The organism is Streptomyces bottropensis ATCC 25435, from assembly GCF_000383595.1.
In the GTDB taxonomy this organism is placed as follows: Bacteria; Actinomycetota; Actinomycetes; order Streptomycetales; family Streptomycetaceae; genus Streptomyces; species Streptomyces bottropensis.
In genome coordinates, this window is record NZ_KB911581.1 from 7,672,217 (window position 1) to 7,686,076 (window position 13,860).

The following is a 13,860-nucleotide window of genomic DNA, read 5'->3' on the forward strand; positions in this document are numbered from 1 at the left end:
GGCCTGGGAACAGGTCGGGGCTCGTTCGTGTGCCCTCCGCGAAGGACCCTCAGCAGTCGCCGTAGCGCCAGTCACCGGCCTCGCGCGTCCACCGCTCCCGCTTCTGGTCGAACTTGGGGACGCCGACGCCGTACGAGACCCGTACGGAGTCGCCCGACCTCTCGTCGATCGCGAACCGCTTCACGTCCTGCGGCCCGTAGTCACCGACGGCCCGTTCGGTCAGCGCGGCCATGCCCGCGCGGGTGATCCGCTTCTGGCAGCGCGCGGAAAGCATGCCGAAGGTGCTGTCGGGCTCGTTCGCGAAGTACGCCGCGGTGTACTCACCGACGGCCGCTTCGAGGCCGGCCACGTCGACGTCGTCGGTCCCGGCCCGGGTGGGCGTGACGCTCGGCCGTCCGGCGTCGACGGACGGCCCGTCGTCCGCTCCGCTCGGATCCTCGTCGGACGTGCAAGCGGTGAGCGCGAGCAGCGCGGCGGCGCATAAGACGGTGCCACGGGTGCGCATGGTCCCCCCCTGGGGTCGGTGTTCCGAGAGGGCATCCTGACACGGCCGGGGCGGGGGACTTCAGGCCCCAGCGGCCCTCAGCCAGGCGTCCGCGAACTCCCGTACGCCCGCGAACCGTTCGCGGGGATCCGGGTGCGTGGCCCGCTCCAGCACGCCCAGTCGGGCCGCCGTGCCCCGCCAGGCGCGCTCCTCGTCGCCCGCGTCGAGCAACAGCCGGGCGGTACGGCCCAGGGCGTGGACCGTGGTGCGGGAGTCGATGGCCGCACTACCGAAGTCCGCCGCGAGCACCAGGGCGAGCCGTCGCCGGGACTGCCGGGCCTGTTCCCGCTCGGCCTCGACGACGTACGGCCGGACCATGACGGTGGCGCCGCCGTCGAGCGGTCCGTGGAGGCCGTAGCTAGCCATGGTGGACATCCCCAAGGGCTACGGCCCGGACGACGAGCTGGATCCGGAAGCGGCCGACCCGCTGTACCTGCGGCTCGCGGCCGCGCTCATCTCCCGGATCGGCAACGGCACCTACGCTCCGGGCCGCGCGGTGCCCGGCGTCGACCGGCTGATGCAGGAGTTCGGGATCGCCCGCGGAACGGCCCGCAAGACCTTGGTGCTGCCGGCCGAGATGGGTTACGTACGGACGGTCGTCGGCAAGGGGTCGTTCGTGATCGAACGCGAGGTCGGCGAGGCAGTCGAGGGCAACGGATCCACCGGCTGACACTCCTTCCCTCGCCTGATGCAACGCAGCCCGAGAATGGTTCACCGCGGCGAGCAATGGCGAGGGCACTCCTCGGCTTCACCGGACCACGGCAGACAGCTCAGTCCACTCACATCAGGAACGCGCGTCCCGCTGGTCCACTTCCTTCAGCACGGCGGCGACGGTGACGAAGTCGTTGTCCACGTGCAGCACGGTGTGTCCGTGATGCACTGCCGCAGCGCACACCAGTAGGTCAATAGCACCAGCAGCCCGGTGCTGTCCGTATTGCGTGAGCTTGTACTGCGCGGTGTCGACCCAGCGCCACGCGCTCTTCGGAACGGCCGAGAGGTGACACAACGCATCCAGATCTTCCGCCAGTTCGTCCCGGTGAGCGGGCCCGGTGGCGGAGTGGAGGAATTCAGTACGCGTGGGCTCGCACACGTAGAAGGCTCCCGCGGCGATGTGCCCTTCCCAGACACGCAACGCCCCGGGGGCCCGGAAGAGGTACCACAGAGCCGAGGTGTCGAGCAGGTATGTGATCACTCGAAAGCCGCCCGGCGCGCCCGCTTGGCGTCCTCACGGGCCGCCGCCGCCGCGTCGAACTCACCGCGCTCGCCGCGAGCCGCGAGCCTCTCCGCGGCTTCCAGCCTCTTGACCCGCGCGACATAGTCCCTCAGGGCCGCATTCACCGTGTCCTTCTTCGTGGTGGAACCCATGAGCCGCATCGCTTCGGCAAGCGCTTCGTCGTCCAGATCGATCTGGGTCACGGTCATCGAATCCACCTCCATGTTGGCCATGTACATATGAAGCGTACTTGACCAACATCGCTCCTGCTCGCCTTACGGAGGCAGCGCCTGGACGCCCGCAGGCCGTCGCGCCCGGCGGCGTGCGCATCGCCTACCGCGTCTTGTCCGCGCCCGTTCCGCGCGACAAGATCTCGCTCACCGATATCGTCCCGGGAACCGCGATTCTCAGTGCCGGCGGATCGCCGAGCAAAGCTTCTTCGCCACCCATCGGGTAACCGGTCCCTGGATCGATGAGCGACGAGTCGCGGAAAGTCGCGGCCTCGTGCCCGCCCTCCTGAGTGACAGCAAGGGCCTGCCGGCCCTTCCACGTGGTTGTCCTCGTCACCACCACGTCGGTCCGGTTGACAAGGGCCCGCAGTTGTCGATGACGGTCATGCCGAGCAGGCCGAGCAGGCCGAGCAGGCCGAGACCCCGGTGTTCGAACGGACCGCGCTCAGGAGGAATCCCGCTCCACAAGCGCCGTGGGCAGCACCACCTGCCGCCGCTCCAACCCCCTCGACACCGCCGGCCGGCGGTCCGCGATCTCGTCCAGGAGGAGATCGATCATCGCGCGGCCCATCTCCTCTATGGGCTGGCGGACGCTGGTGAGGGGCGGGTCCATGTGGCGGGCGATGGCCGAGTCGTCGTAGCCGACCAGCGCCACGTCGTCGGGTATGCGGCGCCCCTCCTCGCGCAGGACCTGGCGGGCACCGGCGGCCATGACGTCGGACTCGGCGAAGACCGCGTCGAGGTCCGGGCAGCGGGTCAGGAGTTCACGCATCGCCCTGCGTCCGCCCTCCTCGGTGAAGTCGCCGGGGGCGATCAGGCGCTCGTCCACCTCGCGGCCGGCGTCCTCCAGGGCGTCGCGGTAGCCCTCGATGCGCCGCTGGGCGCCGTAGACGTCCAGGCGGCCGGTGATCGTGGCGATGCGGGTACGCCCCCGTGCGATCAGGTGCTCCACCGCCGAGCGACCGCCGCCGTAGTTGTCGGAGTCGACGGAGGGAAGCGTCTCGCGCTCCGAGCGGGGGCCGCTGATGACGGCCGGGATCTCCAGTTGCGACAGCAGATCCGGGAGCGGGTCGTCCGCGTGGACGGAGACCAGGAGGACACCGTCGACGCGGTGCGCGGCCAGGTACTGCGCGAGGCGCCGGCGCTCGCGGTCGTTGCCCGCGAAGATCAGCAGGAGCTGCATCTCCGTGTCGGACAGCTGCGCTCCGACACCCTTGAGGATGTCGGAGAAGTACGGCTCCGAGAAGAAGCGGGTCTCCGGCTCGGGCACGACCATCGCGATCGCGTCGGTGCGGTTCGCCGCGAGCGCGCGGGCCGCCGTGTTCGGGACGTAGCCCAGCTCCGCGACGGCCGCCTCGACGGCCGCGCGGGTCGCGTCGCTCACCCGGGGAGAGCCGTTGATCACCCGGGACACCGTCCCCCGGCCCACTCCGGCCCGTGCGGCCACCTCTTCCAACGTGGGCCGCCCACCGCTCCGGCCCCGTGCCCCGTGGCCTGCCACCATGGTCGCCTCCCGTCAGTAGCGCGCTGGCGTGGAATCTAACAGTCCTGATCCTTGTACGACGTCCGGGAACTGCTCAGCCGGGTTGCGGCGCCGTCGGCGACACCGGCCCCGCCGCCGCTCGGCGCCCCCGTCCGGGACGAGCCGCCGACGATCGGCCGGCCACGGGCCGACCACCGGTTACACGAGTCCAACAGTGCCCCCGGCCCGGAAGCCGACGTTCCGGGGGCGCTCCAATGGAGTTCCGGTGTCGCCGGACCGTCCGCCCGTACCGGCCCGAACGCCCCACACCCGGACCGTTCGCACCGGTCTGCGAACCCCCGCGCGGGCCTGTCCGGCCGATTTCGGGCATACCCGGCCACCGGCACCGGGTTAGTTAACAGCCCGATAACCGAAGACATCTCTCCGCGCTCGCTCCCTTGACACCCCCGCACGAACCGACGACCCTTCAACACATCACTCGTGGGAGCGCTCCCACAGTACCTGGCACTTACACATCCCGCACGTTCCCCGCCCGAGCCGCAGCATGTAACTAACGGGCCCAACAACGCCGTTGGCCGGGGGGTCGGCACGTCAGGGCATCAGGAGGACGCAATGCGAGCACGTACCCTCCCGCACTCCCGGCTCCAGTCGGGCGGGGGCACCCGAATCGCCCGCCGGACGCGCAAGACGGTGGTCATCGCGGCCGTCGCCGCGCTGGGCGCCGGGCTGCTGGCCGGCTGCGCCGACGACGGCAAGGACGAGGACGGTTCGTCGTCGGACGGCGGCGGCGGTGGCAAGACCAAGATCACCCTGGGTCTCTTCGGCACCGCGGGCTTCGAGGAGTCCGGTCTGTACAAGGAGTACGAGAAGCTCCACCCGGACGTCGACATCCAGCAGACCGTCGTGGAGCGGAACGAGAACTACTACCCCGCGCTCCTCAACCACCTGACCACCGGCAGCGGCCTCCAGGACATCCAGATGGTCGAGGTCGGCAACATCGCCGAGATCGTCGGGACCCAGTCCGACAAGCTGCTCGACCTGTCGAAGTACGGCAAGGAGAGCGACTACCTGCCCTGGAAGTGGAATCAGGGCACCACCTCCGGCGGCCAGACCATCGCCCTCGGCACCGATGTCGGCCCGATGGCCATCTGCTACCGCAAGGACCTCTTCGAGGCCGCCGGCCTGCCCAGCGACCGCGAGGAAGTCGGCAAGCTGTGGACCGGCAGCTGGGACAAGTTCGTCGACGCCGGCAACCAGTACAAGAAGAAGGCGCCCAAGGGCACCACCTTCCTGGACTCCCCCGGCGGCCTGCTGCAGGCGATCCTCAGCAGTGAGAAGGACCGCTTCTACGACGCCTCGGGCGAGGTCATCTACAAGACGAACCCGGCCGTGAAGTCCGCGTTCGACCTGACGGCGAAGGCCGCCAAGGACGGGCTGGTCGGCAACCAGACGCAGTTCCAGCCGGCCTGGGACACCACGATCGCCAACAGCAAGTTCGCCGCGATGTCCTGCCCGCCGTGGATGCTCGGCTACATCAAGGGCAAGTCGAAGCCCGAGGCGGCCGGCAAGTGGGACATCGCGCAGGCGCCGAAGTCCGGCAACTGGGGCGGTTCCTTCCTCTCCGTGCCGAAGAACGGCAAGAACGCCGAGGAGGCCGCGAAGCTGGCCGCATGGTTGACCGCGCCCGAGCAGCAGGCGAAGCTCTTCGCCGTACAGGGCAGCTTCCCCAGCACCCCGGCCGCCTACGATTCGGCCGCGGTGAAGGACGCGAAGAACGACATGACCGGTGACGCGCCGATCGGCACGATCTTCGCCGAAGCCGCCAAGAACATCCCGGTCCAGACGATCGGCCCGAAGGACCAGATCATCCAGCAGGGCCTGACCGACAACGGCGTGATCCTGGTGACCCAGGGCAAGTCGGCCTCGGAGGCCTGGAAGAACGCCGTCAAGACCATCGACAACGCACTGGACAAGTGACCGGTATGCCCACACGGCCCGACACCGCCGCGCCCCCCGTGAAGGGGGGCGCGGCCCCGGCCCGCCCACCCGCGGAGGCCGCGACCGAGGAACGACGCCGGGCCCGGCTGTCCCGCCGCTGGCAGCGGGACATGCGCTGGAGCCCGTACGCCTTCGTCTCCCCCTTCTTCCTGCTGTTCGTCGCGTTCGGCCTGTTCCCGCTGCTCTACACCGGCTGGGCCTCGCTGCACACCGTGGAACTGACCGCCCCCACCGACATGAGCTGGGCGGGGCTGCGCAACTACACACGGATCTTCGACGACGAGTTCTTCTGGAACGCGGCGAAGAACACGCTGATCATCGGGATCATCTCGACCGCCCCGCAGCTGATGATGGCGCTGGGCATCGCCCACCTCCTCAACTACAAGCTCCGCGGCTCGACCTTCTACCGGGTCGTGATGCTCGCCCCGTACGCCACCTCGATCGCCGCGGCCACTCTGGTGTTCGTGCTGTTGTTCGGCCGTGACTACGGAATGATCAACTGGTTCCTGGAGCTGCTCGGTTTCGACCACATCGACTGGCAGAACGGCACGTGGTATTCGAAGATCGCCGTGTCGACCATCGTCATCTGGCGCTGGACCGGCTACAACGCGCTGATCTACCTCGCCGCGATGCAGGCGATCCCGCAGGACCTGTACGAGTCGGCGGCCCTCGACGGTGCGAGCCGCTGGAAGCAGTTCATCCATGTGACGCTGCCGTCGCTGCGCCCGACGATCCTGTTCACCGTGGTCGTCTCGACCATCGGCGCCTCGCAGCTGTTCGCCGAGCCCCTGCTGTTCGACGCCAACAAGGGCGCGTCCGGCGGCTCCCAGCACCAGTTCCAGACGCTCGGCCTGTACCTGTACGAGCAGGGCTGGGTGAACCAGCACCTGGGCCGCGCCTCGGCGATCGCCTGGACCATGTTCCTGATCCTCATCGTGGTCGGAATCATCAACTACGTCATCTCGCGCCGGCTGCGCGCCAGTAGTTAGGAGACCGGCCGTGACGACGACAATCACCAAACCCCCGGCCGACGCGGTCCCCGAGCCGCCGAAGAACGGGCGGCGCGTGCGCCGGCCCAAGGCGGCCCGCGCGGGCGGCCAGCACCACGCCGGGCCCGTCGCCTACATCATTCTCATCGCGTTCACCCTGATCTCATTGTTCCCGCTGTTCTGGACGGCGGTCGCCGCCTCCCGGGACAACGCGCGGCTGGCGGACACCCCGCCGCCGTTCTGGTTCGGCGCGAACCTCTTCGACAAGCTCGAAGTGGCCTGGAGCGACGCCAATCTGGGCGAGGCATTCCTCAACACGACGCTCGTGGCGGGCATTTCGTCACTGACCATCGTCTTCCTGTCGACGATCGCCGGGTTCGCCTTCGCCAAGCTGCGCTTCAAGGGCCGGGGCGCCATGATGCTGATCGTGATCGGCACGATGATGGTGCCGCCGCAGCTGCAGGTGATCCCGCTCTACATGATGGTCGCCAAGCTCGACTGGACCGACCAGCTCCAGGCGGTGATCCTGCCCTCGCTGGTCAGCGCGTTCGGTGTGTTCTTCATGCGGCAGTACCTGCTCCAGGCCCTGCCGGACGAGATCATCGAGGCGGCCCGCGTCGACGGCGCGAGCAGCTGGCGGGTGATCTGGCACGTGGTGTTCCCGGCCGCGCGGCCCGCGATGGCCGTCCTGGGCATGCTGATGTTCGTGCAGACCTGGAACGACTTCCTGTGGCCGTTCCTGGTCCTGACCCAGCTGGGCAACCCGACCGTGCAGGTCGCGGTGGCCGGCCTGGGCCGCGGCTACACCCCCGACCAGGCCCTGATCATGGCGGGCGCGCTGCTCAGCACGCTACCGCTGCTCCTGGTCTTCGCGATCTTCGGCAAGCAGATCGTGGGGGGCATCATGCAGGGCGCGGTGAAGGGCTGAGGCCCGGGTTCGCCCGCGTACGTCTTGTCACCGGGGGTCGGGTCACCGCCGCCTCGACCCCCGCTCTTCGCCTCCGTTCGCGCTTTCGCCTTCGCGCGTGCACCACTCCCCCCACCCACCTCCGTCGGTCTACACGACCACCAATGGGAGCGCTTCCATGCCTGAACCCGTGAATCCGGCCACCCCGGTGACCTTTCCTCCAGCCTTCCTCTGGGGCGCGGCCACCTCCGCCTACCAGATCGAGGGAGCGGTGCGGGAGGACGGTCGTACGCCCTCCATCTGGGACACCTTCAGTCACACGCCGGGCAAGACCGCCGGCGGCGAGACCGGTGACATCGCTGTCGACCACTACCACCGCTACCGCGACGACGTGGCGATGATGGCGGACCTGGGCCTCAACTCGTACCGCTTCTCGATCTCCTGGTCGCGGGTGCAGCCCACGGGCCGGGGTCCCGCGATCCAGCGCGGCCTCGACTTCTACCGCCGTCTGGTCGACGAACTGCTCGACAAGGGCATCAAGCCGGCCGTCACCCTCTACCACTGGGACCTCCCGCAGGAGCTGGAGGACGCGGGCGGCTGGCCCGAGCGGGACATCGTGCACCGCTTCGCCGAGTACGCGCGGATCGTGGGCGAGGCCCTCGGCGACCGGGTCGAGCAGTGGATCACCCTCAACGAGCCGTGGTGCACGGCGTTCCTCGGCTACGCCTCCGGGGTGCACGCGCCGGGCCGTACGGACCCGGTGGCGTCGCTGCGCGCGGCCCACCACCTGAACCTGGCGCACGGGCTCGGCGTCTCGGCGCTGCGTTCGGCGATGCCCGCCCGCAACTCGATCGCGGTGAGCCTCAACTCCTCGGTGGTACGGCCGATCACCAGCGCCCCCGAGGACGTGGCCGCGGCCCGCAAGATCGACGACCTGGCCAACGGCGTCTTCCACGGGCCGATGCTGCACGGGGCGTACCCGGAGAGCCTGTTCGCCGCCACCGCGTCGCTGACGGACTGGTCGTTCGTGCAGGACGGTGATGTGGCGGCCGCCAACCAGCCGCTGGACGCGCTGGGGTTGAACTACTACACGCCGACGCTGGTGGGCGCGGCGGACCCCGACGCCGTCGGGCCCCGCGCGGACGGCCACGGGGCGAGCAACCACTCGCCGTGGCCGGGCGCGGACGACGTCCTGTTCCACCAGACCCCGGGCGAGCGTACGGAGATGGGCTGGACCATCGACCCGACGGGCCTGCACGAGCTGATCATGCGCTACTCGCGGGAGGCGCCGGGTCTGCCGATGTACGTCACGGAGAACGGCGCCGCGTACGACGACAAGATCGACTCGGACGGCCGCGTCCACGACCCCGAGCGCATCGCCTACCTGCACGGCCACCTGCGGGCGGTCCGGCGCGCGATCGCCGAGGGGGCGGACGTGCGCGGGTACTACCTGTGGTCCCTGATGGACAACTTCGAGTGGGCGTACGGGTACGGCAAGCGCTTCGGCGCGGTGTACGTCGACTACGCGACCCTGACGCGCACCCCGAAGTCGAGCGCGTACTGGTACGCGCAGGCGGCGAAGACGGGCGCGCTGCCGCCGCTGGTGACGACACCGGCGTAACGGCCACAGGGCCGGGGGCTGGGGAGCCCCCTGGGGGGAACGGGGGACCGGGGCGCGGCGCACATAGGGGAAGCGCCGCGCCCCGGAGGGGTGGTCAGAGCCGCCGGTAGGCGTCCGCGCAGGTCGGCGAAGGCGTGCTCGCACAGGGCGGTGCCGACGCGGGGCCGGCCCTCCAGGCGACGTAGCCGGCGATGACGCCGTCGGCCTCGGCGACCGCCACGTACGTGTCCTGGGCCGGATCGTGGAGAGTGGGGACCCCGACCGAAAGGACGTGCCCGTGACACTGCTGGTCGCCGCCGTCATCGTCCACGACCGGGCCGCGGGCCGGGTCCTCCTCCTCCAGCGGGGCGAGCACGCCAGATTCGCCCGGGGAAGGTGGGATCTGCCCGTCGGGAAGAGCGAACCCGGGGAGCCCGTCACCGGGACCGCCGTGCGGGAGCTGTACGAGGAGACCGGGCTGACCGTGAAGCCGGAGGCGCTGGAGGTCACGCACCTCATCCACGCGGCCCGCGGCGTCGATGCACCGGACGGCTATCTCACCGTCGTGTTCGTCGCCCACGAGTGGACGGGCGAGCCCGAGAACCGGGAACCGCACAAGCACGCCCAGGTCCGCTGGTTCGCCACCGACTCCCTGCCCGACGACTTCGTGGAGGGCAACTCCGGCGCGTTGCGCGGCTACCTGGCCGACGGTCCCCGGATGTCCCTGTACGGCTGGGCGTGACGTCGGGACGTCGCCGCGGCGGCTCGTCGCGCCCTCGGAACGCCGCAGGGCCGCGCCCCCGAAGGAGCGCGGCCCTGTCCGGTCATGAGCGGGTCAGCGGGGTTCGCGGACGACCGCCACGTCCCCGGCCGGTACCAGCACCGTCGCCGGGGCGTCGGTCGTGGTGACGGGCTTGCCCGTCAGCAGCTCGACGGACCCGGCGGCGACCTCGACCTCGGCGTCGTCGTCGCCGTGGTTGATCAGGAAGAGGTAGTCCGCCTCCGGGCCCCGGCGCAGGGCCGCCTCGACGTGTGCGGGGGTCGGGCGCACCGAGGTCACGCCCGCCTCCTCGCGGACGCGGTCCAGGAGGGCGGCGAGGGTCGTCGGGTCCGGGCGGGTGGCGACGTACCAGGCGGTGCCCGCGCCGTGGGTGTGGCGGGTGACCGCCGGGACGCCGGTCAGGGGGCCGGAGGTGTACGAGGTCACCGCCTCCGCGCCCGCCAGGGCGACCCGCTCCGACCACAGTCCGGCCGTACCGCCGTCGCTCAGGCCCACCGACTCGCCCGGCAGCAGCGGGAACAGCTCGTCCGTGCGCACGCCCAGCGCCTCGCGGAACGCACCCGGGTAACCGCCCAGCCGGACGTGGCAGTTCTCGTCGACCGCGCCGCTGTGGAAGCCGACGGCGAGCGTGCCGCCGGTCTCGGCGAAGCCGGTGAGGTTCGCCGCGCCCGCGTCGTCCACCAGGTACAGGCTCGGCGCCAGCACCAGTTTGTACGCGGACAGGTCCGCGTCGGGGCGGACGAAGTCCACGGCCACGCCGCCCCGCCACAGCGGCTCGTACCAGGCGCGGACCAGGTCCTGGAAGCGGAGTTCGCCGCTCGGCTGGGAGGGGAGTTCCACCGCCCACCAGGCGCTCCAGTCCCAGGCGATCGCCACCTCGGCGACGCCCGTGCTGCCCCGCACCTCCGCCAACGAGCCCAGATCCGCGCCCAGTCGCACCACGTCCCGCCAGATCTGGCTGTCGGTGCCCGCGTGCGGGAGCATCGCCGAGTGCCACTGCTCGGCGCCGGCCTTGGCCGCCCGCCACTGGAAGTAGGCGATGCCGTCGGCGCCCCGGGCCACGTGGGACAGGGCGTTGCGGCGCAGCTCGCCCGCCGTCTTGGCCCGGTTGACCGGCTGCCAGTTGACCGCGCCGGTGGAGTGCTCCATCAGCAGCCACGGACTGCCGCCGGCCAGCGAGCGCACCAGGTCGCCGCTGATCGCGATGTCGATCTCGGACTCGGGGTCGGTGGACTGGAGGTAGTGGTCGTTGGAGACGATGTCCAACTCCGGTGCCCAGCGCCAGTAGTCCAGCTTGTCGAAGTTGAACATCACCATGAAGTTGGTGGTGGCGGGGGTGGTGGGGGCCGCCTCCAGCAGCACCTCGCGCTCCGCCTTGCACAGCGAGAGCAGCGCGTCGCTGCAGAAGCGGCGCCAGTCCAGCTGGTGGGTGGGGTTCGGGACCGCGCCCGTCGGGCGGGGCGGGATGATCTCGTCCCAGTCGTAGTACCACTGGCTCCAGAACGTCGTGCCCCAGGCGTGGTTGAGCGCCGCCAGGTCGTCGTCGTACTTCTCGCGCAGCCAGACCCGGAAGGCCGCCGCGCTCGTGTCGCAGTGGCACTCGCCGTTGTGGCAGCCGTACTCGTTGTGGACGTGCCACATGACGACGGCCGGGTGGTCGGCGTACCGCTCGCCCAGCACGCGGGCGATCCGCAGGGCGGCCTCGCGGTAGGCGGGGCTGGACGGGCAGAAGGTCTGGCGGCTGCCGTACGAGAGGGCACGGCCGTCCCCGTCGACCGGCAGGGCGTCCGGGTGCTTGACGAAGAACCAGGCCGGCGGGGCCGCCGTCGGGGTCGCCAGGTCGGCGGCGATGCCGTTCTCGTGCAGGAGGGCGAGGATCTTGTCCAGGCGGGAGAAGTCGTACTCGCCCTCGCGCGGCTCCAGCAGCGCCCACGAGAAGATGTTGACGCTGACCATGTTCACGCCCGCCTCGCGCATGAGGCGTACGTCCTCGGCCCACACCTCCTCGGGCCACTGCTCGGGGTTGTAGTCCCCGCCGTAGGCGATGCCGGGGACGTTCAGTTCGCGCTTCATTCGGAGGCCTCCGGGCCCTTCGTCAGCAGTCGGCGGGTCGTTTCCACGCCCCAGGTGTCCAGGGAGAGCAGGCGGTCGCTGGAGGCCATCAGGCCGCCCGCGGGAGCGGTCAGCCCTTGTTGGCGCCGAGGGTCAGTCCGCTGACGAACTGCCGCTGGAGCGCGAAGTACACGATCAGGGTGGGGATCGCGGTGAGCAGGGCGCCGGCGGCGACCAGGTTGGGGTCGGTGAAGTACTGGCCGGAGAGGTTGTTCAGGGCCGAGGTGATCGGCATGTTCTCGCCGGTGGAGATCAGTACGAGCGCCCAGAAGAAGTCGTTGTAGATCCAGATGGAGAGCAGGGTCGCCAGGGCGGCCATCGCGGGCTTGCACAGCGGCAGCACGATCTGCCAGTACAGGCGCCACACGGACGCGCCGTCGACGAGGGCCGCCTCGGTCAGCTCGTGGGGCAGGGAGCGCATGTAGTTGCTGAGGACGAAGGCGCAGAACCCGGACTGGAAGGCCACGTGGATGAGGACGAGGCCGAGCGCGGAGTCGTACAGCTTGCCGGACATGGTGATGCCGGGCAGGTCGATGAGCAGGTACATGCGGTACAGCGGGGTGATGATGACCTGCTGGGGGAGCAGGTTGCCGGCCGTGAAGACCAGGAGCAGGAAGAGGTTGACGCGGAAGTCGAAGCGGCTGACGTAGAAGGCGACCATCGAGGACAGGAACAGCGTCAGCAGCACCGCGGGGACGGCGATGATCAGGGTGTTCACGAAGTAGTGCGTCATGTCCGACTGGGTGAACGCGTTCGTGAAGTTCTCGATGTTCAGGCTGTCGGGCCACGAGACGTAGCCCTTCTCGGATGTCTCGCCGTAGGGGCGCAGGGCCGCGTACAGGGCCCACAGCAGGGGTCCCAGCCACGCCAGTGACATGCCGACGAGGAAGACGTGCAGCAGGATCCGGGCGGGGCGCAGGGGTGTGCGCTCCTTGGGAGCGACGGCCGCGGCGGTGGTGTCGACGGTGGTGCTCACGCTTGCCGCTCCTTCCGGAAGGTCGCGATCAGATACGGGATGATCACGGCGAGGGAGATCACCAGGAGGACGACGGCGATCGCCGATCCGTATCCGATACGGCTGGACTCTCCGATGATGTTGTTGGTGACGAGGATGGAGAGCAGTTCCGTGCCCTCGGCGCCCTTGTTGAAGACGAAGACCAGGTCGAAGGCGCGCAGGGCCTCGATGATGGTGACGACCAGGACGACGGTGTTGGTGGGGCGCAGGGTGGGGAAGATGACGTTCTTGAACGTCTGCCACTCGTTCGCGCCGTCCAGCGCGGAGGCCTCGCGCAGGGACGGGTCGACGCCCTTGAGGCCGGCCAGGTACAGGATCATCATGTAGCCGGTGTGGCGCCAGGACGCGGCGATGAGGATGGCCCAGAGGTTGAGGTCCGGGTCGCCGATCCAGTCGATGTAGTGGCCCGGCTCGTTGGCGCCGATGAGGCTGTTGATCAGGCCCGTGTCGGGGTTGTAGATCAGCTGCCAGACGAAGCCGATGACGGCCAGCGACATCACGACGGGCAGGAAGAACGCCGTCTGGTAGACGCGGCTGAAGCGGATGTTCTTGTCCAGCTGGACGGCCAGGAACAGGCCCAGCGGCGTCGGGATCAGGATGAGGACGACGAACCAGATGATGTTGTGCTCGACGGCGGGCCAGAACTGCGGGTTGTTGGTGAACAGTTCCTGGAAGTTGTGCAGCCCGACCCACTTGATGGAGTCGAAGCCGATGCCGTCCCAGGTGGTGAAGGCCAGCAGGATCGACGCGAAGGCCGTCACCCAGACCAGGGCGACGTGCAGGAACGTCGGCAGACCGGCCATCAGGCCCAGCGTCAGGCGGTCCCGACGGGTCAGCAGCCGCCGATGCCCCTGGGGCACCTTGGCGGCCTTCCCGTTCTGTGCGGTTTTTGCGGCAGGGCCGGAGCCCGGAGGCGGCGTGGCCGCCTCCGGGCTCTCGGTGGGGGTGGTCGTCATGTCAGGAGGTCATCCAGTCGTGAGGACGGTCG

15 protein-coding genes are annotated in these 13,860 nt (G+C 69.8%); 6 read left to right on the forward strand and 9 right to left on the reverse strand.

Annotation, left to right across the window (positions count from 1 at the left end):
- Window positions 1–49: 49 nt before the first annotated feature.
- Window positions 50–505 (reverse strand): hypothetical protein, encoded by a 456-nt coding sequence (locus tag STRBO_RS0133975; protein ID WP_005486518.1) that lies wholly within the window; start codon window positions 503–505, stop codon window positions 50–52.
- 60 nt (window positions 506–565) lie between these two features.
- Window positions 566–910, reverse strand: coding sequence for a hypothetical protein (locus STRBO_RS45755; RefSeq protein WP_020115511.1), 345 nt, complete (start codon window positions 908–910; stop codon window positions 566–568).
- On the opposite strand from STRBO_RS45755, the gene STRBO_RS0133985 reads away from it, so the two are divergent.
- Window positions 909–1,214 (forward strand): GntR family transcriptional regulator, encoded by a 306-nt coding sequence (locus STRBO_RS0133985; RefSeq protein ID WP_005486520.1) that lies wholly within the window; start codon window positions 909–911, stop codon window positions 1,212–1,214. The two genes, STRBO_RS45755 and STRBO_RS0133985, sit on opposite strands and share 2 nt — an antisense overlap.
- Before the next feature lie 114 nt (window positions 1,215–1,328).
- Here STRBO_RS0133985 and STRBO_RS0133990 read toward each other — a convergent pair whose 3' ends face one another.
- The 3 genes from STRBO_RS0133990 to STRBO_RS0134005 form a co-directional block, all read right to left on the reverse strand.
- Window positions 1,329–1,736 carry a PIN domain-containing protein gene (locus tag STRBO_RS0133990; protein WP_005486521.1) on the reverse strand — a complete coding sequence of 136 codons (408 nt, stop codon included), beginning with the start codon at window positions 1,734–1,736 and terminating at the stop codon, window positions 1,329–1,331.
- Entirely contained in the window at window positions 1,733–1,966 is a 234-nt protein-coding gene (locus STRBO_RS0133995; RefSeq protein ID WP_028796993.1) for a type II toxin-antitoxin system VapB family antitoxin, read from the reverse strand. Before STRBO_RS0133995 ends, STRBO_RS0133990 begins: the two co-directional genes overlap by 4 nt.
- 466 nt (window positions 1,967–2,432) lie before the next feature.
- A complete protein-coding gene (locus STRBO_RS0134005; RefSeq protein WP_028796994.1) occupies window positions 2,433–3,488 on the reverse strand; it encodes a LacI family DNA-binding transcriptional regulator in 1,056 nt (351 codons plus the stop codon).
- Window positions 3,489–4,082: 594 nt separating this feature from the next.
- On the opposite strand from STRBO_RS0134005, the gene STRBO_RS0134010 reads away from it, so the two are divergent.
- From STRBO_RS0134010 to STRBO_RS0134025, 4 genes are all read left to right on the forward strand, one after another.
- Window positions 4,083–5,447, forward strand: a complete 1,365-nt coding sequence (locus STRBO_RS0134010; RefSeq protein ID WP_020115514.1) for an ABC transporter substrate-binding protein — start codon at window positions 4,083–4,085, stop codon at window positions 5,445–5,447.
- Between the two features lie 5 nt (window positions 5,448–5,452).
- Window positions 5,453–6,457 (forward strand): carbohydrate ABC transporter permease, encoded by a 1,005-nt coding sequence (locus tag STRBO_RS0134015; protein WP_020115515.1) that lies wholly within the window; start codon window positions 5,453–5,455, stop codon window positions 6,455–6,457.
- A gap of 10 nt (window positions 6,458–6,467) precedes the next feature.
- Window positions 6,468–7,385 (forward strand): carbohydrate ABC transporter permease, encoded by a 918-nt coding sequence (locus STRBO_RS0134020; protein WP_005486531.1) that lies wholly within the window; start codon window positions 6,468–6,470, stop codon window positions 7,383–7,385.
- A gap of 157 nt (window positions 7,386–7,542) precedes the next feature.
- Window positions 7,543–8,985 (forward strand): GH1 family beta-glucosidase, encoded by a 1,443-nt coding sequence (locus STRBO_RS0134025; RefSeq protein WP_005486533.1) that lies wholly within the window; start codon window positions 7,543–7,545, stop codon window positions 8,983–8,985.
- Between the two features lie 94 nt (window positions 8,986–9,079).
- On the opposite strand, the gene STRBO_RS45570 is transcribed toward STRBO_RS0134025, so the two are convergent.
- On the reverse strand, window positions 9,080–9,205 hold the full coding sequence (locus tag STRBO_RS45570) for a hypothetical protein (protein WP_020115517.1): 126 nt from the start codon (window positions 9,203–9,205) through the stop codon (window positions 9,080–9,082).
- A gap of 57 nt (window positions 9,206–9,262) precedes the next feature.
- Between STRBO_RS45570 and STRBO_RS0134035 the strand changes: the two genes are divergently transcribed.
- A complete protein-coding gene (locus STRBO_RS0134035) occupies window positions 9,263–9,706 on the forward strand; it encodes an NUDIX domain-containing protein (RefSeq protein ID WP_005486534.1) in 444 nt (147 codons plus the stop codon).
- Window positions 9,707–9,799: 93 nt separating this feature from the next.
- Here the strand turns inward: STRBO_RS0134035 and STRBO_RS0134040 are convergent, their stop codons facing one another.
- From STRBO_RS0134040 to STRBO_RS0134055, 3 genes are all read right to left on the reverse strand, one after another.
- The gene (locus STRBO_RS0134040) at window positions 9,800–11,818 is read right to left on the reverse strand and encodes a beta-galactosidase (protein WP_020115518.1); all 2,019 of its coding nucleotides are present in this window, start codon (window positions 11,816–11,818) and stop codon (window positions 9,800–9,802) included.
- Between the two features lie 109 nt (window positions 11,819–11,927).
- Window positions 11,928–12,833 carry a carbohydrate ABC transporter permease gene (locus tag STRBO_RS0134050; RefSeq protein ID WP_005486538.1) on the reverse strand — a complete coding sequence of 302 codons (906 nt, stop codon included), beginning with the start codon at window positions 12,831–12,833 and terminating at the stop codon, window positions 11,928–11,930.
- Complete coding sequence (locus STRBO_RS0134055) at window positions 12,830–13,828, reverse strand: carbohydrate ABC transporter permease (RefSeq protein WP_005486540.1); 999 nt, start codon at window positions 13,826–13,828, stop codon at window positions 12,830–12,832. The genes STRBO_RS0134050 and STRBO_RS0134055 overlap by 4 nt, the downstream gene beginning before the upstream one ends.
- Window positions 13,829–13,860: the final 32 nt, after the last annotated feature.